This window comes from Streptomyces polyrhachis (assembly GCF_042663125.1).
Classification (GTDB): Bacteria; Actinomycetota; Actinomycetes; order Streptomycetales; family Streptomycetaceae; genus Streptomyces; species Streptomyces polyrhachii.
Genome location: NZ_JBHSZO010000031.1, coordinates 54,784 through 74,771, shown reverse-complemented (window position 1 = coordinate 74,771; position 19,988 = coordinate 54,784). Strand labels below are relative to the sequence as shown.

Below are 19,988 nucleotides of genomic sequence, written 5' to 3'. Positions count from 1 at the left end.
GGCGCGGCGGGTGGCCCGGCGGCGCGGACGTGCGGGGGCGGCCTCGTCGGTCCCGCCCTGGTCGGTGCTGGTCTTCTGCTCGGCGGAATCGGTCACGCGGATCTCGCCCTCCCCGGTCTCGGTTGCGGCTGTGTCCGCTGACTGGTCACTCTGCGGTGCCCCGGCGGGCGCGCTGGCGCGGCGGGTGGCCCGGCGGCGCGGACGTGCGGGGGCGGCCTCGTCGGTCTCGGCCTTCGCCGCGACCGCGGGGGCGGCCGTCTCGGCGGCGTCCTGCGGTATGGCGACGGCCGCGTCGGCCGGGCCCGCCTCGGTCTGCACGGTCCCGGGGGGACCGGCCGGGCGGGACGCCGCGCGGCGGCGACGGCGGGGCGGCAGCTTGTCGCCGGGGCTGTCGTTGCTGTCTGTGCTGGTGGAGGCCCTGGAAACGCTTTCCATGGGCTCGTGCTGCTCGAGCATGCGGGTGGTACTCCCGTCACGCTCCCGGGCGCCAGGCTGCGGTCAGGTCGGCCGGCCCGTGGTGATGAGTCACGGTCTGCCGCCCCGCGGCGTGTGCGCCACACGGGAGCTGTTGTCTCACTCGCCGTCCCCGCCGCCGTTGATGTGACGGCGGCGGACCGGCGAAAGTCTGCTTGGTCTGTCGCGCCCGCCGACCCGGGTGGCTCCTGGTCTGCGGCGGGGCGCCGACTCCGCTCTGCCCACGCGGGCGATCCCCACGCCTTCGCGGTCGCCGCCTGGGTCCGTGGATCAGGACTGGGCGGCGTCGCGGTCGGGCGCGAGCGGATCGGTCACCGCGCCGGTCTCCTCATCGAGCGGCCCCTGCGCCAGCCTGGTCACCGCTGCGGCAACCGGCGGCGTTAGGTCGGCCACGGCGCGGAGGCCGGACAGGACGTCGTCGGGTCGCACGGCAGGTGTCATGTGCCGTACTACCAGCCGCAGTATCGCACAGGCTTCGCTCGCGGGCCCATCGGCCTGTGGAAGGGCTACCTCCAGGGAGACGACCGCTGCGCGCGCGTCGAAGGCGCGCAGGCCCTTCTTCGTCTGGCGCTCCACCTCGACGTTCTCGGCCGCGAGGAAGGCCGCGACGGCCCGCTCGGCGGCCTGCGGCTGGACGCCGTCGAGCCGCAGCTCCCAGACGGACGCCTCCAGCCGGTCGGCGAGGCCGGGGGTGTGCGCCTCGACCGCGTCGGTGATGTCGAGGCCCTCGGGGAGGGACTCGTCGAGGAGGGCGAGGAGCTTGGCGGGGTCGCGCTGCTCGGCGAGCGCGATCTCCAGGAACTCGGCCTCGCTGCCGGTGCCGGTCGGCGCCGCGTTGGCGTACGAGACCCTCGGGTGCGGCGTGAAGCCGGCGGAGTACGCCATGGGCACCTCGGCCCGGCGCAGGGCGCGCTCGAAGGCGCGCTGGAAGTCACGATGGCTGGTGAACCGGAGGCGGCCACGCTTGGTGTAGCGCAGTCGGATGCGCTGCACCACCGGTGCGGGCGGCGGGCCTTCGGGCTGTCGCTTGCCCAGTGAACCTCTCCTTGTCTACGGCAGGCGGCGGCGCAGCACTCTGCGTCTGCGGCGCCCTGTCTGCGGTGGACCGGCCGGCATCGCCCCGCACGTCGGCGGGGCGCCGGGTGCCCGGTCCGTCTCCCAGAGTACGCGCCCCCTGCGGGGTCGGGCGTCCCGGCCGGTGGGGCGGGACCGTGCCGCAAGACGCCGGTGGCGCCCGCCGCGGTTCCGTTCCCGGGTCAGGCGCCGGGCTTGCGGGGGGTCGGGGGCCGGTGGGGCGGCGCCCGGATCGGCGGCCGGTTGCGCGCTACGGGCGCGGGGCGCTTCCGAAGAGGGCGGTGCGCAGCTCGCGCCGCGTCTCGCGGATGCTCAGCCGGGCCGCGGCCAGCGCCTCCCGTACGGCGAGGCGGGTCTCGCGCAGGGTCCGTCGCACGGGTGCGAGGGCGGCCCCCGCGATCCGCCGGACCTCGCGCGCCGCCGCCCGCACCGCACGGGCCGCGGGTCGTACGAGCCGGCGCCAGCCCCAGCGGAAGGGCGCGGCGACCAGCCGCCCGGCCCGCGCCACTGCCCGCCACAGCGCCCGCGAGACGTAGCCGGCGACGCGCCAGGCGACCCCGAGGGCGGCGGCGGCCTCGCGCCCGAGGACCACGAGCCCCCGCCCGAGGGGCAGCAGCACCCACCGCCACAGGGCGACGAAGGGCCAGGTCAGAGCGACACCGAGGAGGCCCAGCCCGATGAGCGCCCCGCGACCGAGGGGCGCGAGGACGTACGCGTACAGCCAGACCACCGGGGCGGCGACCAGCCACCGCCAGAGCCACGCGACCCCTGCCCCGAGGACGGCGGCTCCCGCCGCGAGCAGCGCCCCCAGCCCGACGACCACCCCTCGCAGCCCGCGCCCCAGCGGCGCCAGCAGCGCACGCCACACCCACACGCCCGGCACGACGACCAACGTCGCCCACAGCCACGCGAGGCCCGCCCCCAGGGCGACCAGCCCCACCCCGACAGCACGCACCGCCCACAGGACGCCGTGGCCGAGGGGCGTGAGGACGTGCGCGTACAGCCACACCGCCGGCGCCACGACCAGCCACCGACACAGCCATGCCGCCGGTACGACGACCAACGTCACCCACAGCCACGCGACCCCCGCGGCCAGGTGGCGGGCGGGGGTGAGGACGAGGGTGCGGGCCAGCCGGGTCAGGGCTCTGCCCAGGGGGGCGAGCACCGAGCGGCGCACCGCCTTCGCCGCCGCGTCGAGGGCGTCCCACAGCACCCGTACGGGCACGACCAGCACCAGCACGACGATCCGTACCGGAATGCGGACCACCGCGGTCAGGCATCCCCCGGACGTGTCCGTGTACCGCTCCGGCTCCGCCATCGCTCCCCCGTTCACCCCGTCTGCCCCATGGGACGGCATCCCCGTCCCTGCCGTTGCGGGCGTGATGAGGTCGTGATCCAGCGGTGGCGGCCGGGGGAACGGGAAAGGACCGCTGCCGGTGCGCTCCCGCACCGGCAGCGGTCCTCGCGTCCCGCGGCGGCTCAGCCCGCCTGCGGGCCCTGCGTCACCGTCAGCGGCAGCAGCTTCCGGCCCGTCGGGCCGATCTGGATGGTCGTGTCCATCGCGGGGCACACCCCGCAGTCGAAGCACGGCGTCCAGCGGCAGTCCTCGACCTCCGTCTCGTCGAGGGCGTCCTGCCAGTCCTCCCAGAGCCAGTCCTTGTCCAGGCCGGAGTCCAGGTGGTCCCAGGGCAGGACCTCCTCGTAGGTGCGCTCGCGCGTGGTGTACCAGTCGACGTCCACGCCGTACGCCGGCAGCGCCGCCTGCGCGCACTTCATCCAGCGGTCGTAGGAGAAGTACTCGCGCCAGCCGTCGAAGCGCCCCCCGTCCTCGTACACCGCGCGGATGACCGCGCCGATGCGGCGGTCACCACGCGAGAGCAGGCCCTCGACGATGCCGGGCTTGCCGTCGTGGTAGCGGAAGCCGATGGAGCGGCCGTACTTCTTGTCGCCGCGGATCGCGTCGCGCAGCTTCCCCAGCCGGGCGTCCGTCTCCTCGGCGGAGAGCTGCGGCGCCCACTGGAAGGGGGTGTGCGGCTTGGGCACGAAGCCGCCGATGGAGACGGTGCAGCGGATGTCGTTCTGGCCGGAGGCGCGGCGGCCCTCGGCGATCACCTTCGTCGCCATGTCGGCGATCTGCAGCACGTCCTCGTCGGTCTCGGTGGGCAGGCCGCACATGAAGTACAGCTTCACCTGCCGCCAGCCGTTGCCGTACGCGGTGGAGACCGTACGGATCAGGTCGTCCTCCGAGACCATCTTGTTGATGACCTTGCGGATGCGCTCCGAGCCGCCCTCGGGGGCGAAGGTCAGGCCGGAGCGGCGGCCGTTGCGGGTCAGCTCGTTGGCCAGGTCGATGTTGAAGGCGTCGACGCGCGTGGAGGGGAGGGACAGGCCGATCTTGTCCTCCTCGTAGCGGTCGGCGAGGCCCTTGGCGACCTCGCCGATCTCGCTGTGGTCGGCGGAGGAGAGGGAGAGCAGGCCGACCTCCTCGAAGCCGGTCGCCTTCAGGCCCTTGTCGACCATCTCGCCGATGCCGGTGATGCTTCGCTCCCGTACGGGACGCGTGATCATGCCGGCCTGGCAGAAGCGGCAGCCGCGGGTGCAGCCGCGGAAGATCTCCACCGACATCCGCTCGTGGACGGTCTCGGCGAGCGGGACGAGGGGCTGCTTGGGGTAGGGCCACTCGTCGAGGTCCATCACGGTGTGCTTCGAGACGCGCCACGGAACACCGGAGCGGTTGGGCACGACGCGCGCGATGCGGCCGTCCGGGAGGTACTCCACGTCGTAGAAGCGCGGGACGTACACCCCGCCGGTCTTCGCCAGGCGCAGCAGCACCTCCTCGCGGCCGCCGGGGCGGCCCTCCGCCTTCCAGGCGCGGATGATCTCCGTCATGTCCAGCACGGCCTGCTCGCCGTCGCCGATGACCGCGCAGTCGATGAAGTCCGCGATCGGCTCGGGGTTGAACGCCGCGTGGCCGCCCGCGAGCACGATCGGGTCGTCCAGGCCGCGGTCCCCGGCCTCCAGCGGGATGCCCGCGAGGTCGAGGGCGGTGAGCATGTTGGTGTAGCCCAGCTCCGTGGAGAAGGACAGGCCGAACACGTCGAAGGCGCGCACCGGGCGGTGGCTGTCCACCGTGAACTGGGGCAGCTTGTGCTCGCGCATCAGCGCCTCAAGGTCCGGCCAGACGCTGTACGTGCGCTCGGCCAGCACACCCTCGCGCTCGTTGAGGACCTCGTAGAGGATCATGACGCCCTGGTTGGGCAGGCCGACCTCGTAGGCGTCCGGGTACATGAGCGCCCAGCGCACGTCACACTCGTCCCACGGCTTGACGGTCGAGTTCAGCTCGCCGCCGACGTACTGGATGGGCTTCTGCACGTGCGGGAGCAGGGCCTCCAGCTGCGGGAAGACGCTTTCGACAGGCATGGGGGATTCCTCGCGGGTACGGGAAGGTGACCATCCAGGGTAACCCGCCCGCCGCGGCGCCCACGCCGATCCACAGGTCCCGTCCGCCCGGTCCGAAGGTCCTGTACGGGCCCGGGGTCCGTACCTCACTCCCCCGCGACCACGTCCCCCGACGACACCTGCGCCCACACCCGCGGCAGCTCGCGCTCGCGGTCCGCCGCCAGCGCCTCCTCGCGCCCGTACAGCAGCCCGTACGTGAAGGCGCTCTCCCCCGCCGCGGCGGCCTGGGCGGCGAGGTCGCGCAGGGCCTCGCGGGTGACCGTGCTGTCCTGGTGGTCGCCGAGCAGCTCCTGCAGCCGGGTCATGTCCTTGGCGGTGCGTTTGGCGGGGGTGCCCAGCACGGGGCGGGCCAGCTCGGCGGCGTAGCGGGTGCGCTTGGCGCGCTTGCGGGCCTCGTGCATGGCGAGGCTGCGCGCCTCGCCGGGCTCCTCGGCCAGCGCGGCCTCGATGAGCTGGGCCACCCGCCGGAAGTCGGCGCGGATCGCGGCGGTCAGGACGCCGTCGGCGGGCCTGGCGGCGGCCTTGCGCAGCGGGGGCTCGGCGAGGAGGGCGTCGAGGTCGGCGAGGAGGGCGAGGTAGCGCCGCCCGTCCAGGACGGCCAGCAGGCGCTGGCGGGAGCCGGCGCGCCGGGCGGCGGACCAGGTACGGATCCGGCCGCGCACCGGACCGACGGCCAGCGGCCGGGGCAGCGCCTCGACGGCCGCGCGGATGCGGGCGGCGAGGACCTCGCGGTCGCGGTCGACGCCGAGTTCGGCGGCGAGCCACTTCAGTTCGGCGCCGATGGGGTCGGTGACGGCGCGGTCGAGGACCTTGGCGTAGGACGTGAACGCGCTGCGCAGCCGGCGGGTGGCGACGCGCATCTGGTGCACGGAGTCCGGCAGGTCGCGGCGGACGGCGGGGTCGAGGCGGACGAGGGCGTCGACCTGGGTGGTGACGTAGGCCAGGACGGCGGCGCCCGCCGTGCCCTGGGGCGCCGTGTGGCGGACCGGGGCGGCGGCCGGGCTGCCGGCGCCGGTCTCCTCCAGGGCGCGGGCCAGCTTGGAGGCGCTGCGGGCGCGCACCAGGCCGGCCTTGCGCAGCCGCTTGCCGACGGTCTTCAGCACTGCCGGGTCCTGCTCCCCGCCCGGTCCGGGGCCCAACTCCACCTCCACCTCCGTCCAGGCCGCCCGGCCCTCCTCGTCGGTGAGCCGCTCCCCGGTGAGCCGCTCGGCGGTGACCGCGTCGACGCTGACCTCCGCCAGCAGTGCGCCGCCGGCGTCCAGGAGGCGGCGTACCGCCCGGTCGGAGCCGATGCGCACCTGCGGGAGCAGCGCCGCGCCGCGCGTGCGGGAGCGCACCAGGGCGGTGAGCCGGCGGGGCGGGGTGGCGGAGAGGGGGGCGCGGATCTCGTCGCGGACGCCGGGGGCGACGGGGAGTTTGAGGTGCCAGCCGGCGTCGTCGCCGCCGGTGCGGCGGCGCAGGGTGATGCCGTCGGCGGCCAGCCGGCGGTCGGCGGTGTCGTAGTAGACGGCGTCCAGGGCGAAGGGGCCGCTCTCCTCCACCCGTTCGACGCCCGCGGCCTTGCGCAGATCGGGCAGCCGCTGCCCGTCGGCCGCCTCGTACTTGTGCTCGATCTCGCGTACGGTGCTCGCTGCTGTGTCCGCCATGGAGGGAATCTAGCTGGTCAGCGGCTTTACGGGCAGGGGGCGGACGGCATCAGGTCCATCGGGCGTCCACCCGCGCCTCAGCCCGCCGACTCACGCCGACTCACGCCGACATGGGCCGCTGTACCGCGATCGACTCCAGCAGCCCCACCGCGATCCACACCGCGAACATCGACGAGCCGCCGTACGAGACGAACGGCAGCGGCAGCCCCGCGACAGGCATGATGCCCAGCGTCATCCCGATGTTCTCGAAGGCCTGGAAGGCGAACCAGGCCACGATCCCGGCCGCGACGATCGTGCCGAAGAGGTCGCTGGCGTTGCGGGCGATGGCGCAGGCCCGCCACAGGACGAGCCCCAGCAGCACCAGGATCAGCCCGGCGCCCAGGAAGCCCAGCTCCTCGCCGGCGACGGTGAAGATGAAGTCGGTCTGCTGCTCGGGGACGAACTGCCCCGTGGTCTGCGTGCCCTTGCCCAGCCCGAGCCCGAACAGGCCGCCGCCGCCGATGGCGATACGGGCCTGGTTGGTGTTGTAGCCGACGCCCGCCGGGTCCAGGGAGGGGTTGGCGAAGGCGGCGAAGCGGTTGACCTGGTACTCGTCGAGCATCCCCAGCGAGACCATCAGCACCGCGCCCAGCACGCCCGCGCCGATCAGGCCGATCACCCAGCGGTTGGAGGCGCCCGAGGCCATCAGCACGCCGAGGATGATCACGGTGATCACCATCACCGAGCCGAGGTCCGGCATCAGCATCACGATGCAGATCGGCACCGCCGCCAGCGCCAGCGCCTGCACCACGGTGCGGTGGTCGGGGTACTGGCGGTCCCCCGCGTCGACGCGGGTGGACAGCAGCATCGCCATCCCCAGGATGATGGTGATCTTCGTGAACTCGGCGGGTTGCAGACTGAAGCCGCCGCCCAGGTCCAGCCAGGCCCGCGCGCCGTTGATGGTCGCGCCCAGCGGGGTGAGCACCAGCGCGACCAGCACCAGCGAGCCGATGTAGAGCGCCGGCACCGCGCCGAGCAGGGTGCGGTGGCCGACCCAGACGGTGAGCGCCATCAGCGCGATGCCGATGACGGTGACCATCACGTGCTTGCTGAGGAAGGCGTACGGGTCGTCGCCGACCAGCTCCTCGCGGTTGCGGGTCGCGGAGTACACCAGCGCCGAGCCGATGAGGGAGAGCGCCAGCGCGGCGAGCAGCAGCACCCAGTCCAGCCGCCGCAGCACCGAGCCGCGGGCGGTCAGCCGGCCCCAGGCACTGCGGTCGGGCTGGTAGCGGCGGACGTAGGAGGTGGCTGCGCCGGAGCGGGCGGAGGAAGGGGGGAAGCTCATGGGCTGAGCACCGTTCCGTATTCGGAGATCTTCGGCAGTGTCCGCTGCGGTTTAGGCAGCAGCGCCTTCTTCGGGTTGATGCCGCCGGCCTCGTCGACCCCGTACAGCGCGTTGTAGACCGCGCGCACGGCGGGGGCGGAGGCGCCCGAGCCCGTACCACCCTGGGAGATCGTCATCACGATCGAGTACTCCTTGGTGTACGTGGCGAACCAGGAGGTCGTCTGCTTGCCGTAGACCTCCGCGGTACCGGTCTTGGCGTGCATCGGGATCTTGTCCTGCGGCCAGCCCTGGAAGCGCCAGGCGGCGGTGCCGCGGGTGGCGACGCCCGCCAGCGCCTCGTCCATCTCCTTGAGCGTCTTGCGGCTGATGGGCAGCCTGCCCTGCGGCTTGGGCTCGATCTCGTCGATCTTCTTGCCGTCGGGGCTGATCAGGGCCTTGCCGACGAGCGGGGTGGGCAGCGTGCCGCCGTTGGCGAGGGCGGCGTAGATCGACGCCATCTGGATGGGGGTGACGAGGGTGTCGCCCTGGCCGATGGAGAAGTTGACCGAGTCACCGGGGCGCATCTTCATGCCGCCGTGGCAGTTCTCGTAGCTCAGCCGCTGGACGTAGTCGCCGCTCTTCCTGCCGACCTTGCACCAGTAGGACTTGTTGGCCTTCCAGAACGTCCGCTTCCACTGGCGGTCGGGGATGCGGCCGGAGACCTCGTCGGGGAGGTCGATGCCGGTCTCCTTGCCCAGGCCGAACTGGTGGGCGGTCTTGTAGAACCAGTCCTTGGCGTTCTTCTTCGGGCTGTCCCCGCCGTCGCGCAGCCACTCCTCGTGGGCGAGCTTGTAGAAGACGGTGTCACAGGAGACCTCCAGCGCCTGGCCGAGGGAGATGTCGCCGTGGTTCTGGGACTCGAAGTTCTTGAAGACCTGGGAGCCGATGCTGTAGGAGCTGGAGCAGTTGTACGGGCCGTCGAAGGAGTAGCCGGCGTTCACCGCGGCGGCGGTCGGGATGACCTTGAAGATGGAGCCGGGCGCCGCCAGGCCCTGGGTGGCCCGGTTGAGCAGCGGGTAGTTGGCCTTCTTGGTGGTGAGCGCGCGGTAGTCCTTCTCGTCGATGCCGCCGACCCAGACGTTGGGGTCGTAGTCGGGGTTGGAGGCCATGGCCACCACCCGGCCGGTCTTCGCCTCCATCACCACGATGGCGCCGGCGTCGGCCTCGTACTGCCGCTCGGTGTTGCGGTCCCACTGGGTGCGGGCCGCCTTCATCGCCTTCTCCAGCTCCTTCTCCGCGACCGCCTGGACGCGGGAGTCGATACTGGTGACGAGCGTGGAGCCGGCGATTCCGGCCTGGCTGCCGGACTCGCCCATGACCCGGCCGAGCTTGTCGACCTGGTAGCGGCGCACCCCGGGCAGGCCGCGCAGCTGCTGGTCGTAGGTGCGCTCCAGTCCGGAGCGGCCGACCTGGGCGCTGCGCAGCACGGGGTGCTTGGTGTCCTCGGCGGCCTTGACCTCCGCGTCGGTGACGGGCGAGAGGTAGCCCAGGACCTGCGAGGTGTTGGCCTCGCCGGGTGCGTGGTAGCGGCGTACGGGCGCGGGCTCGGCCAAGATGCCGGGGAAGTTCTCCGGACGCTCGCGGATCTGCAGCACCTGGCGGGCGGTGGCCTCGTCGGTGATGGGGATCGGCTGGTACGGGGAGCCGTTCCAGCAGGGCTTGGGCGTCTCGGCGTCGCACAGGCGCACCCGGTTGCGGACCTCCTCGGCGTCCAGCTTCAGCACCGCGGCGAGGCGGCCCAGGACGGCCGCGCCGTCGTCGTCCTCCTGCATCAGTTCGCTGCGGGAGGCGGAGACGACCAGGCGGGTCTCGTTGTCGGCGAGCGGTACGCCGCGGGCGTCGAGGATGGCGCCGCGCGGGGCGGGCTCGATGACCTGCTGGACGTGGTTGCCGTTGGCCTTGGACTGGTACTCGTCGCCGTTGCGGATCTGCAGGAACCACAGCCGGCCGCCCAGGGTGAGCAGCAGCGACATGACGAGGATCTGCAGCGCCACGAGGCGGATGGTGACGCGCTGGTTCTTGCCGGTGGCGGGAATGTTGGTCACCGCGTGGCACCCCCCTTGGGACCTACGGGACTCGGACTGGGGACGAAGCGCGACGTCACAGCCGCTTGACCCCCTTGATCCGGCCGACCTTGACGGTGGAGACGGAACGCCGGCCGCCCAGCAGCCCGGAGCGCTGGCGGCCGATCATGCCGCTGCCCCGCCGGCCGCGCAGCAGCGCGGAGCCGCCGCGGCTGGCGGTGCCGGCGGCGAGCCAGCGGTGGGCTGCCTCCCGGGAGGCGTTGGTGGCGCCGGTGTCGGCGCTGGCGGCGGTGACCTCGCGTTCGGTGCGCCGGGCGAGGGCCATCACCAGCGGGATGACGAAGGGGGCGAGGAGGAGGTCGTAGAGCGTCGAGGTGAGGATCAGGCTGCCCAGGCCCACCCCGCGGGCGGCGCCGTCGCTCACCAGGGCGCCCACCCCCGCGTACAGGACGGTGGAGCCGACCGCGGCGCCGGCGACCACCAGCAGCGGGCCGGCGGCCGATCTGACCTGGCCCTTCTCCGGTTTGATCAGCCCGGCGAAGTAGCCGATGACGGCGAGGACCAGGGCGTAGCGCCCCACCGCGTGGTCGGCGGGCGGGGCGATGTCGGCGAGCAGTCCGGCGCCGAAGCCGACCAGCGCGCCGCCGACGTGCCCGTAGACCAGGGCGAGGCCCAGGACGACGAGCAGCAGCAGGTCGGGGACGGCGCCCGGGAGGTGCAGGCGGGCCAGCACGCTCACCTGGAGGACCAGGGCCAGCACGACCAGGGTGGTGGAGAGCACGACTCGGTTCAGGCGCATGGTCAGTTCCCGTCGTCTTGCTGGGGTGCCTCGGCCTCGGGGGCGGCGGCCGGATCGGGCTCCTGGCCCTCCGCCGGCGGCGCCGCGGCCGTACCGTCGGCGGGCTGCTCGGCCACGGCGCCCTCCAGGCCCTCCCCGCCCTCCGGCTTGGGCGTGACGGTCACCGTCACCCTGGGCACGGGCGTCTTCCCGGGTTTGGGGGGCAGCACCGTGTCGCGCGGGTCGTGGCGCGGCGGCTGCACCACGACGCCGACGATGTCCAGGCGGGTGAAGCCGGCGAAGGGCTCGACGAAGACCGTACGGGTCAGGTTGCCGCGGTTGGCCTCGACGCGGACGACCCGGCCGATCGGCACGCCGGCGACGAAGGGGCGCCCCTCCTCGGAGCCGAAGGTGACCATCCGGTCGCCCTTCTCCACCTTGGCCTTGCCGTTGAGGAGCTGCACCTGCAGCGGCCGGTCGCCCTGGCCGGTGGCGAAGCCCAGCTCGTTGGACTTCTCCAGCCGGGTGCCGACGGTGAAGTCCGGGTCGTTGGCGAGCAGCACCGTGGCGGTGGTGGGGCCGGCGGTGGTGACCCGGCCGACGAGGCCGTCGCCGTTGAGCACCGTCATGTCGCGCCGGATGCCGTCGCGGGTGCCGGCGTCGATGGTCACCGTCCAGTTCAGCCCCTGGGCGGCTCCTATGGCGATGACCTGCGCGCCCTTGACGCCGTACTGGCCGGCGCCGGCCGTCTTCAGCAGCTTGTCCAGCTCGGCCGCGCGGGCGCGGTTGCGGTCGCCGCTGCCCAGGCGCTGGCGCAACTGGGCGTTCTGGAGCTCCAGTTCCTTGATCCTGGTGTGCCGGTCGCCCGATTCGCGCACCGCCGCTATGGCGTTGCCCACCGGGTCGACCACTCCGGCCACCCCGTCCTCGACCGGCCCGAAGGCCGCCGCAGCACCGCGCTTCACGCCCTCAAGCGGCGACTGCTCCCCACCCCTGATGTCCACCGTGATCAGCGCGAGCGCGATGGTGACCAGCAGTACGAGGAGCAGTCGGCTCTCCCGTGTGTCCCTCACGAGCCGTCCCTGTTCCGTCCCTTGGAATGCCTGAGCCCCCGGCTGACCCTTGTCGAGCGGCCGGTCCGCCTGTCTAACGACGCGGCTGCGCGTCCAGCACCTGCTGCAGCGCCTCGAACTCCTCGACGCACTTGCCGGAGCCGAGCGCCACCGAGTCCAGCGGGTTCTCCGCGATGTGGATGGGCATGCCCGTCTCGTGCCGCAGCCGCTCGTCCAGCCCGCGCAGCATGGCGCCGCCGCCGGTGAGGACGATGCCGCGGTCCATGATGTCGCCGGACAGCTCCGGCGGGCACTTGTCGAGGGTCGTCTTGACCGCGTCGACGATGGCGTTGACCGGCTCCTCCATGGCCCGGCGGACCTCGGCGGAGGAGATGACCACCGTCTTGGGCAGCCCGCTGACCAGGTCGCGGCCCCGGATCTCGGTGTGCTGCTCCTTGTCGGTCTCGTACGCGGAACCGATCGTGATCTTGATGTTCTCGGCGGTCCGCTCGCCCAGCAGGAGGCTGTACTCCTTCTTCACGTGCTGGATGACCGCGTTGTCCAGCTCGTCGCCCGCGACGCGGATGGACTGCGCGGTGACGATGCCGCCCAGGGAGATCACGGCCACCTCGGTCGTGCCGCCGCCGATGTCGACCACCATGTTCCCGGTGGCCTCGTGGACCGGGAGTCCGGAGCCGATGGCCGCGGCCATGGGCTCCTCGATGATGTGCACCTGGCGGGCGCCGGCCTGGGTGGACGCCTCGATGACGGCGCGGCGCTCGACGCCGGTGATGCCGGAGGGGACGCAGACGACGACGCGGGGGCGGGCGAGGTAGCGGCGCTTGTGGATCTTCAGGATGAAGTAGCGCAGCATCCGCTCGGTGATCTCGAAGTCGGCGATGACGCCGTCCTTGAGGGGGCGGACCGCGACGATGTTGCCCGGCGTGCGGCCGATCATCTTCTTCGCCTCGGACCCCACCGCGAGGATGCCGCCGGTGTTGGTGTTGATGGCGACCACCGACGGCTCGTTGAGGACGATGCCCCGGCCTCTGACGTACACCAGCGTGTTGGCCGTCCCGAGGTCGACTGCCATGTCACGGCCGATGAACGACATGTTGCTCATGGGATACGTCAAGCCTTCCGAGCGCGGGGGTCTTCGAGGGGGGAACGGTCGGTGTCTGCGTCCGTGGGAGTCATCGTAGTCTCGCCGAACGCTCTCGGCAGCGAGGGGCTGTCCGCCGAATTCAGTACGTGTCGGGGTGGCGCCTTCCCACAGGGGGCGCTCGTATGCTCACGGACGGCGGGGGACGCCCGCGGGTTTCTGAGTAAATGTCAGATAATAAGCGCAGGTCAGCGTGGAGTGTCGCCGCAGTATCCGGACCAGCGCGTTCCGCACGGAAATCCCGGGGCGCCGCCTCCGCCCCCACCGGGATTTCCGCCTCCCGTCGGCGCCCGTTCGTGGACCGGGCCCCGGAAGTCCACGGGGCCGGGTCCACGGGGAGGCGCGGACGGGTGAGGGGCGGACGGGTGAGGAGCGGTCCGTCAGACGAGACCGGGGAAGAAGAGCTTGATCTCACGTGCCGCCGACTCCTCCGAGTCGGAGGCGTGCACCAGGTTCTCCCGGACGACGGTGCCGAAGTCGCCCCGGATGCTGCCCGGCGCCGCCGCGATCGGGTCGGTCGGACCGGCCAGGGTGCGCAGCCCCTCGATCGCCCGCTCCCCCTCGACGACCAGCGCGACGACGGGACCGGAGGCCATGAACTCCACCAGCGGCTCGTAGAAGGGGCGCCCGACATGCTCGCCGTAGTGCTGCTCCAGGACGGCGCGGTCCAGCGTGCGCAGCTCCATCGCCGCGAGGCTCCAGCCGGCCTTGCGCTCGATGCGGCCGATGATCTCGCCGACCAGCCCGCGGCGGACCGCGTCGGGCTTGAGGAGGACGAGGCTGCGCTGGCTCATGGGTGGCTCCTTGCGTACGAAAATCATGGGACAGCCGCACGATACCCGGACCCGGGTGACGCCCAGCCCGTACCCCGCAGCACCAGACAGCGCGGGGCTCGGTGCGTGCTCTCGGTGTGCGGGGGATCAGGTCATGTGGCGGAGCCACCTGTCCTGATCCCCCGTGCGGCGAGAGTGCGTGCCGAGCCCCGCGCCGCTTTCGCGTCGTCGACCTTGCGGCCGAAGTGGATGGAGCACCACCACAGGCCGGCGAAGCAGGCGCCCAGGAAGTACATCAGCGGCACCAGCACGCCGGAGGCGATCAGGCCGAGCTGCAGCGCCCAGCCGACGGCCACGCCGCCCCGCCGGGTGATCATGCCGCAGAGCAGCACGCACAGCACCATCGCGGCCCCGCACACCGCCCACAGCAGCCCGGCGGAGACGTCGGTGGTCTGCATGGCGACCAGACCCGCGAAGCCGATGATGAGGAACTCGCCGATCAGTGTGCTGGCGCAGAGGGTCCGCATATCCGAAAAGTCACTCCTTGCCCAGCAGCAGCCGGGCCTCTCCCACCGTGATGACGGAGCCCGTGACCAGCACGCCGGCCCCGGAGTATTCGCCTTCTTCCTCCGCCAGGGTAATGGCAGCCTCCAGGGCGTCGTCCAGCCGCGGTTCGACCTGGACGCGGTCCTCGCCGAAGACCTCCACCGCGATCCCGGCCAGGGCGTCGGCGTCCATGCCGCGGGGCGAGGAGTTCTGGGTGACGACCACCTCGGCCAGCACCGGCTCCAGCGCCTCCAGCAGGCCCCGTACGTCCTTGCCCCCGCTGACGCCCAGGACGCCGATCAGCCGCGAGAAGCCGAACGCCTCCTGCACGGCCGCCGCGACGGCCTGCCCGCCGGCCGGGTTGTGCGCGGCGTCCAGGACGACCGTCGGGCTGCGGCGTACGACCTCCATCCGGCCCGGCGAGCTGACCGAGGCGAAGGCCCGGCGGACGGTGTCGGGGTCCAGGGTGCGCGAGTGCTGCGAGCCGATGCCGAAGAACGCCTCGACGGCCGCGAGCGCCACGGCGGCGTTGTGCGCCATGTGCTCGCCGTGCAGCGGGAGGTAGACGTCCGGGTACTCGCCGCCCAGTCCGCGCAGGGTGAGCATCTGGCCGCCGACGGCGACCTCGCGGGAGACGACGCCGAACTCCATGCCCTCGCGCGCCACCGTCGCGTCGACCTCCACGGCCCGCTTCAGCAGCACCTGCGCGGCGTCGACCGGCTGCTGGGCCATGACGACCGTGGAGTCCTTCTTGATGATCCCGGCCTTCTCCGCCGCGATCTCCCCGGGCGTTTCGCCGAGCCGGTCGGTGTGGTCCAGGGAGATGGGGGTGATGACGGCGACCGAGCCGTCGACCACGTTGGTGGCGTCCCAGCTGCCGCCCATGCCGACCTCGACCACGGCGACGTCCACGGGGGCGTCGGCGAAGGCGGCGTAGGCCATGGCGGTCAGGAACTCGAAGAAGGACAGCCGGTGTTCCTGGGCGGCGTCGACCATGTCGGCGTAGGGCTTGACGTCCTGGTAGGTCTCGATGAACTTCTCGTACGGGATCGGCGCCCCGTCCAGGCTGATGCGCTCGGTGTAGGACTGCACGTGCGGGCTGGTGTAGCGGCCGGTGCGCAGTTCGAAGGCGGCGAGGAGGGCCTCGATCATCCGCGCGGTGGAGGTCTTGCCGTTGGTGCCGGTGATGTGGATCGCCGGGTAGGCGCGCTGCGGCTCGCCCAGCACGTCCATCAGCGCCTCGATCCGCTCCAGCGAGGGGTCGAGCTTGGTCTCGGGCCAGCGGGTGGCCAGCTCCGCCTCGATCTCCCGCAGCGCGGCGGCGACTTCGGGGTCGGTGGGGCGGGCCGGGACCTGGTCGCCCTGCGGGGCGGTGCCCAGGGTGCGCAGGGTGCGGCTGCCCGCCTCGATCACGGCCAGGTCGGGATCGCGGTCGGTCTCCTGCGCGATCAGCTCGGCGAACTCGTCGGGCAGGGACGGACTGTCGTCCGCCGTGAACTCCTCGGAGGTGTCGTCGTGGCCGGGGTCTGAGGATTCTGGGCGCTCGCTCACGTACTCAGTCTACGGAGCGGGTGCGCGGCGCCGTCGCAGGCGGGGTGGGTCTTAGGGCCCGATTCGGCCGGTGGTTCGCCCGCGGTCCGGCCGGTGGTTCAGCCGAGCCACGCGCGCAGGCCGAGCCGCCCCCACAGGGCGCTGGCGGCGAAGGAGAGCGCGGTCGCGGCGGCGGCGCCCGCGGCCAGGGCGGCGGGGGCGGCGATCCCGTGCGGTACGTGGGCCGCGAGGGGGCGGGCCAGGGCGGTGACGAAGACCAGGTGGACGAGGTACGTGCCGAAGGAGGCGTCCGAGAGGCGCTCCAGGGGGGGCGCGCAGCCGGACCGGGACGCGCAGGCCCCGTACGGCGATGAGGACGGCGGCGGTGAGGGCGGCGACCGCTGCGGAGCCGTAGGCGGCCGGGTGGCGGACGGTGAACTGGTAGGCGCCCAGGGCCAGGAGCGCGGCCAGGGCGGCGGCCGTCCACAGGGGGCGGCGGGCGGCGCGGCCCTCCCGGGGGGCGGCCAGGAGGGCCGCGCCGGCGACCGCGTAGCCCAGGGCGTAGAGGGGGGCGTTCCAGTTCCACTCCGGCAGGTGCGCCCCGGTGAGGCGCCCGAGGTCGCCGCGCAGGACGGGGGCCAGGGCGAAGGCGGCGAGCAGCGCGGCCGACCAGCGCGGTACGCCGCGTCCGCGCAGGACGAGGGCGGCGACGCCGAGCAGCAGGACGAGGGGGACGTAGACGTAGAGGTACCAGAGGTGGAAGGCCGGCTCCACGGAGCCGAAGAGGGCGCGCACCGCCTCCTTCGCGCCGTCGTCGGGGGGCGGGCCAATGACGTACTGCCAGAGCAGGTAGAGCAGCGTCCACACCGCCATCGGGCGGGCGATGCGCTCCAGGCGGCGCAGGAGCCGGCGGTCGCTGCCGACCGGGGCGCCGGCCAGGGCCGCCCAGCCGGCCATGGCGAAGAAGGCGGGGACGGCGAAGCGGCTGAGCGAGTCGGCGGCGATGCCCGCGGTGCGGTGGCCCGCGTCGATGAACTCGGCGGCGGTGTGGCACAGGACGACGGCGGCCGTGCACAGGACGCGCAGGGCGTCGATGTCGTGGCGGCGGACCCGGGCGGCCGGCGGGGCGGGCGCCGTCGTGGCGGGTGGGGCGGGCGGCCTCGCGGTGGGGGGCATGCGGGGTGCTCCTGGGCGGCGTCCGGTCGGTGGGGCGAGGTGACAGGCTCGCCGGTCCGGGTTACGCGCTGCCCACCGCCGGGTGAACGCAACGCGGCGGAGCGGCAGGGGCCGTGCGGCGTACGGGCGTACGCCGAAGCCCCGGCCCCCTCTTTGGGCGAGGGGCCGGGGCTTCGTACAGCGGGCCTGGGTCAGGCGCCCGCGCGTCCCACAGGATCTGGCGCGGGATCATCTCCGCATCAGCGGAGCCGACGTGGGGTGAGATCAGCTTACGGGCAATGCCGCCAGCTGGCTCCCGATCCGTGCGATCCCCTCATCCGCCATCGCCAGTCGGGCGCGGATCTTCTCCACTACCTGGTCAGGAGCCTTCGCCAGGAAGTCGCTGTTCCCGAGCTTGGCCTCCGCCTGCTGCTTGTCCTTGTGTGCCGCCGCCAGGTCCTTCTCCAGCCGCTTGCGCTCCGCGGCGAAGTCGATCGCGCCGGAGAGGTCGAGGGCGACCGTCGCGCCGGCCACCGGGAGGGAGGCCGTGGCGGCGAAGCCCTCGCCCTCGGGCTGCAGGCGCAGCAGTTGGCGGATCGCGCCCTCGTGGGCCGCGAGGCCCGTACCGGAGAGCTCCAGGCGGGCGGGGACGCGCTGGCCGTCCTTGAGGCCCTGGTCCTTGCGGAAGCGGCGGACCTCGGTGACGACCTGCTGGACCTGGGCGATCTCGGCCTCGGCCGCCGCGTCGCGGAAGCCGGAGTCGGTCGGCCAGTCGGTGATGACGATGGACTCGCCGCCGGTGAGCGTCGTCCACAACTGCTCGGTGACGAACGGCATCACGGGGTGCAGCAGCCGCAACGTCACGTCCAGGACCTCGCCCAGGACGCGGCGGGTGGCGGGGGCGCCCTCACCGGCCAGGGCGGTCTTGGACAGCTCCAGGTACCAGTCGAAGACCTCGTCCCAGGCGAAGTGGTAGAGCAGGTCGGAGAGTTTGGCGAACTGGAAGTCCTCGTAGAGCGCGTCCACGTCGGCCACGACCGTGTTGAGCCGGGAGAGGATCCAGCGGTCGGCGGCCGACAGCTCGGCGGCGTCGGGCAACGGGCCCTCCACCGTGGCCTCGCTCATCAGGGCGAAACGGGTGGCGTTCCAGACCTTGTTGGCGAAGTTGCGCGAGGCCTTGACCCAGTCCTCGCCGATCGGCACGTCCACGCCGGGGTTGGCACCGGAGGCGAGGGTGAAGCGCAGGGCGTCGGAGCCGTAGGCGTCCATCCAGTCGAGCGGGTTGACCGCGTTGCCGAAGGACTTCGACATCTTCTTGCCGCGCTCGTCGCGGACCATGCCGTGCAGCACGATCTTCTCGAACGGGATCTGGCCGTCCATCGCGTACAGGCCGAACATCATCATCCGGGCGACCCAGAAGAAGAGGATGTCGTAGCCGGTGACCAGCACGGAGTTCGGGTAGAACTTCGCGAGGCTGTCGGTGCGTTCGGGCCAGCCCAGCGTGGAGAAGGGCCACAGGCCGGAGGAGAACCAGGTGTCCAGGACGTCCGTGTCCTGCTTCCAGCCCTCGGCCTCGGTGCCGGGCGGCTCCTCGTCGGGGCCGACGCAGACGACCTCGCCGTTGGGGCCGTACCAGACCGGGATGCGGTGGCCCCACCAGAGCTGGCGCGAGATGCACCAGTCGTGGAGGTTGTCGACCCAGTCGAAGTAGCGCTTCTCCATCTCCTGCGGGTGGATCGCCACCCGGCCGTCGCGCACCGCGTCGCCGGCGGCCTTGGCCAGCGGGCCGACCTTGACCCACCACTGCATCGACAGCCGCGGCTCGATGGTCGTCTTGCAGCGCGAGCAGTGGCCGACGGAGTGGGTGTACGGGCGCTTCTCGGCGACGATGCGGCCCTCGGCGCGCAGCGCGGCGACGATGGCCGAGCGGGCCTCCAGTCGGTCCTGGCCCTGGAAGGGGCCGGGGACGGTGATCACCGCGTGCTCGTCCATGACGGTGGGCATCGGCAGGTCGTGGCGGCGGCCGATCTCGAAGTCGTTGGGGTCGTGGGCGGGGGTGACCTTGACGGCGCCGGTGCCGAAGGCGGGGTCGACATGCTCGTCCGCGACGACGGGGATGCGCCGTCCGGTGAGCGGGAGTTCGATCTCGGTGCCGACGAGGTGGGCGTAGCGCTCGTCCTCGGGGTGGACGGCGACGGCGGTGTCGCCGAGCATCGTCTCGGCGCGGGTGGTGGCCACCACGATGGAGGCGTCGCCCTCGCCGTAGCGGATGGAGACCAGCTCGCCGTCGTCGTCCTGGTACTCCACCTCGATGTCGGAGATCGCGGTGAGGCAGCGCGGGCACCAGTTGATGATGCGCTCGGCGCGGTAGATCAGCTCGTCGTCGTAGAGCCGCTTGAAGATCGTCTGGACGGCCTCGGAGAGGCCCTCGTCCATGGTGAAGCGCTCGCGGTCCCAGGCGACGCCGTCGCCCAGGCGGCGCATCTGGCCGGAGATCTGGCCGCCGGACTCGCCCTTCCACTGCCAGACGCGCTCGACGAACGCCTCGCGGCCCAGGTCGTGGCGGGACTTGCCCTCCTTGCCCAGCTCGCGTTCGACGACGTTCTGCGTCGCGATGCCGGCGTGGTCCATGCCGGGCTGCCAGAGGACCTCGTAGCCCTGCATCCGCTTGCGGCGGGTGAGGGCGTCGATCAGCGTGTGCTCGAAGGCGTGGCCGAGGTGGAGGCTGCCGGTGACGTTGGGCGGGGGGATGACGACGGTGTAGGGCTCCTTGCCGCTGCTCGCGTCGGCGTCGAAGTAACCACGCTCCACCCAGCGTTCGTACAGGGGACCCTCTACCTCGGAGGGCGTGTACTGCGTGGGGAGCTCTGCTGCGGACTCGGGCTGCGGCTGCGTGTGGTCACTCACGGGCACAGTGTACGGGCCCCGCTGCCCCGCCCGTGAACCGGTTAA

14 protein-coding genes and 1 pseudogene are annotated in these 19,988 nt (G+C 72.7%); all 15 read right to left on the bottom strand.

The window, feature by feature from the left end:
- Window positions 1-456 (bottom strand): annotated as a pseudogene (locus ACFQLX_RS19200) (Rne/Rng family ribonuclease); the annotation flags it as partial.
- A 288-nt stretch (window positions 457-744) separates the two neighbouring features.
- Window positions 745-1,467, bottom strand: a complete 723-nt coding sequence (locus ACFQLX_RS19195; protein WP_386416840.1) for a TIGR03936 family radical SAM-associated protein — start codon at window positions 1,465-1,467, stop codon at window positions 745-747.
- A 331-nt stretch (window positions 1,468-1,798) separates the two neighbouring features.
- Entirely contained in the window at window positions 1,799-2,866 is a 1,068-nt protein-coding gene (locus ACFQLX_RS19190) for a hypothetical protein (RefSeq protein ID WP_386416839.1), read from the bottom strand.
- Between the two features lie 161 nt (window positions 2,867-3,027).
- Entirely contained in the window at window positions 3,028-4,968 is a 1,941-nt protein-coding gene (locus ACFQLX_RS19185; protein WP_386416838.1) for a TIGR03960 family B12-binding radical SAM protein, read from the bottom strand.
- Between the two features lie 125 nt (window positions 4,969-5,093).
- A complete protein-coding gene (locus ACFQLX_RS19180) occupies window positions 5,094-6,653 on the bottom strand; it encodes a CYTH and CHAD domain-containing protein (protein ID WP_386416836.1) in 1,560 nt (519 codons plus the stop codon).
- Between the two features lie 100 nt (window positions 6,654-6,753).
- A complete protein-coding gene (gene rodA / locus ACFQLX_RS19175; RefSeq protein WP_386416834.1) occupies window positions 6,754-7,977 on the bottom strand; it encodes a rod shape-determining protein RodA in 1,224 nt (407 codons plus the stop codon).
- Entirely contained in the window at window positions 7,974-10,061 is a 2,088-nt protein-coding gene (mrdA, locus tag ACFQLX_RS19170; protein WP_386416832.1) for a penicillin-binding protein 2, read from the bottom strand. Before mrdA ends, rodA begins: the two co-directional genes overlap by 4 nt.
- Window positions 10,062-10,116: 55 nt before the next feature.
- A complete protein-coding gene (mreD, locus tag ACFQLX_RS19165) occupies window positions 10,117-10,839 on the bottom strand; it encodes a rod shape-determining protein MreD (protein WP_386416830.1) in 723 nt (240 codons plus the stop codon).
- 2 nt (window positions 10,840-10,841) lie between these two features.
- Window positions 10,842-11,891 carry a rod shape-determining protein MreC gene (mreC, locus tag ACFQLX_RS19160; RefSeq protein ID WP_386416828.1) on the bottom strand — a complete coding sequence of 350 codons (1,050 nt, stop codon included), beginning with the start codon at window positions 11,889-11,891 and terminating at the stop codon, window positions 10,842-10,844.
- A 73-nt stretch (window positions 11,892-11,964) separates the two neighbouring features.
- Window positions 11,965-12,984, bottom strand: coding sequence for a rod shape-determining protein (locus tag ACFQLX_RS19155; protein ID WP_386416844.1), 1,020 nt, complete (start codon window positions 12,982-12,984; stop codon window positions 11,965-11,967).
- 428 nt (window positions 12,985-13,412) lie between these two features.
- Window positions 13,413-13,826 carry a nucleoside-diphosphate kinase gene (ndk, locus tag ACFQLX_RS19150; protein WP_386416826.1) on the bottom strand — a complete coding sequence of 138 codons (414 nt, stop codon included), beginning with the start codon at window positions 13,824-13,826 and terminating at the stop codon, window positions 13,413-13,415.
- A 131-nt stretch (window positions 13,827-13,957) separates the two neighbouring features.
- The gene (locus tag ACFQLX_RS19145) at window positions 13,958-14,332 is read right to left on the bottom strand and encodes a DUF4233 domain-containing protein (protein ID WP_386416824.1); all 375 of its coding nucleotides are present in this window, start codon (window positions 14,330-14,332) and stop codon (window positions 13,958-13,960) included.
- Between the two features lie 10 nt (window positions 14,333-14,342).
- Window positions 14,343-15,902, bottom strand: coding sequence for a bifunctional tetrahydrofolate synthase/dihydrofolate synthase (folC, locus tag ACFQLX_RS19140; protein WP_386416823.1), 1,560 nt, complete (start codon window positions 15,900-15,902; stop codon window positions 14,343-14,345).
- A 51-nt stretch (window positions 15,903-15,953) separates the two neighbouring features.
- Entirely contained in the window at window positions 15,954-17,057 is a 1,104-nt protein-coding gene (locus ACFQLX_RS19135; RefSeq protein WP_386416822.1) for an acyltransferase family protein, read from the bottom strand.
- A gap of 264 nt (window positions 17,058-17,321) precedes the next feature.
- Window positions 17,322-19,943: a valine--tRNA ligase gene (locus ACFQLX_RS19130; protein ID WP_386416820.1), complete on the bottom strand. Its 2,622-nt coding sequence runs from the start codon at window positions 19,941-19,943 to the stop codon at window positions 17,322-17,324.
- Window positions 19,944-19,988 lie beyond the last annotated feature (45 nt).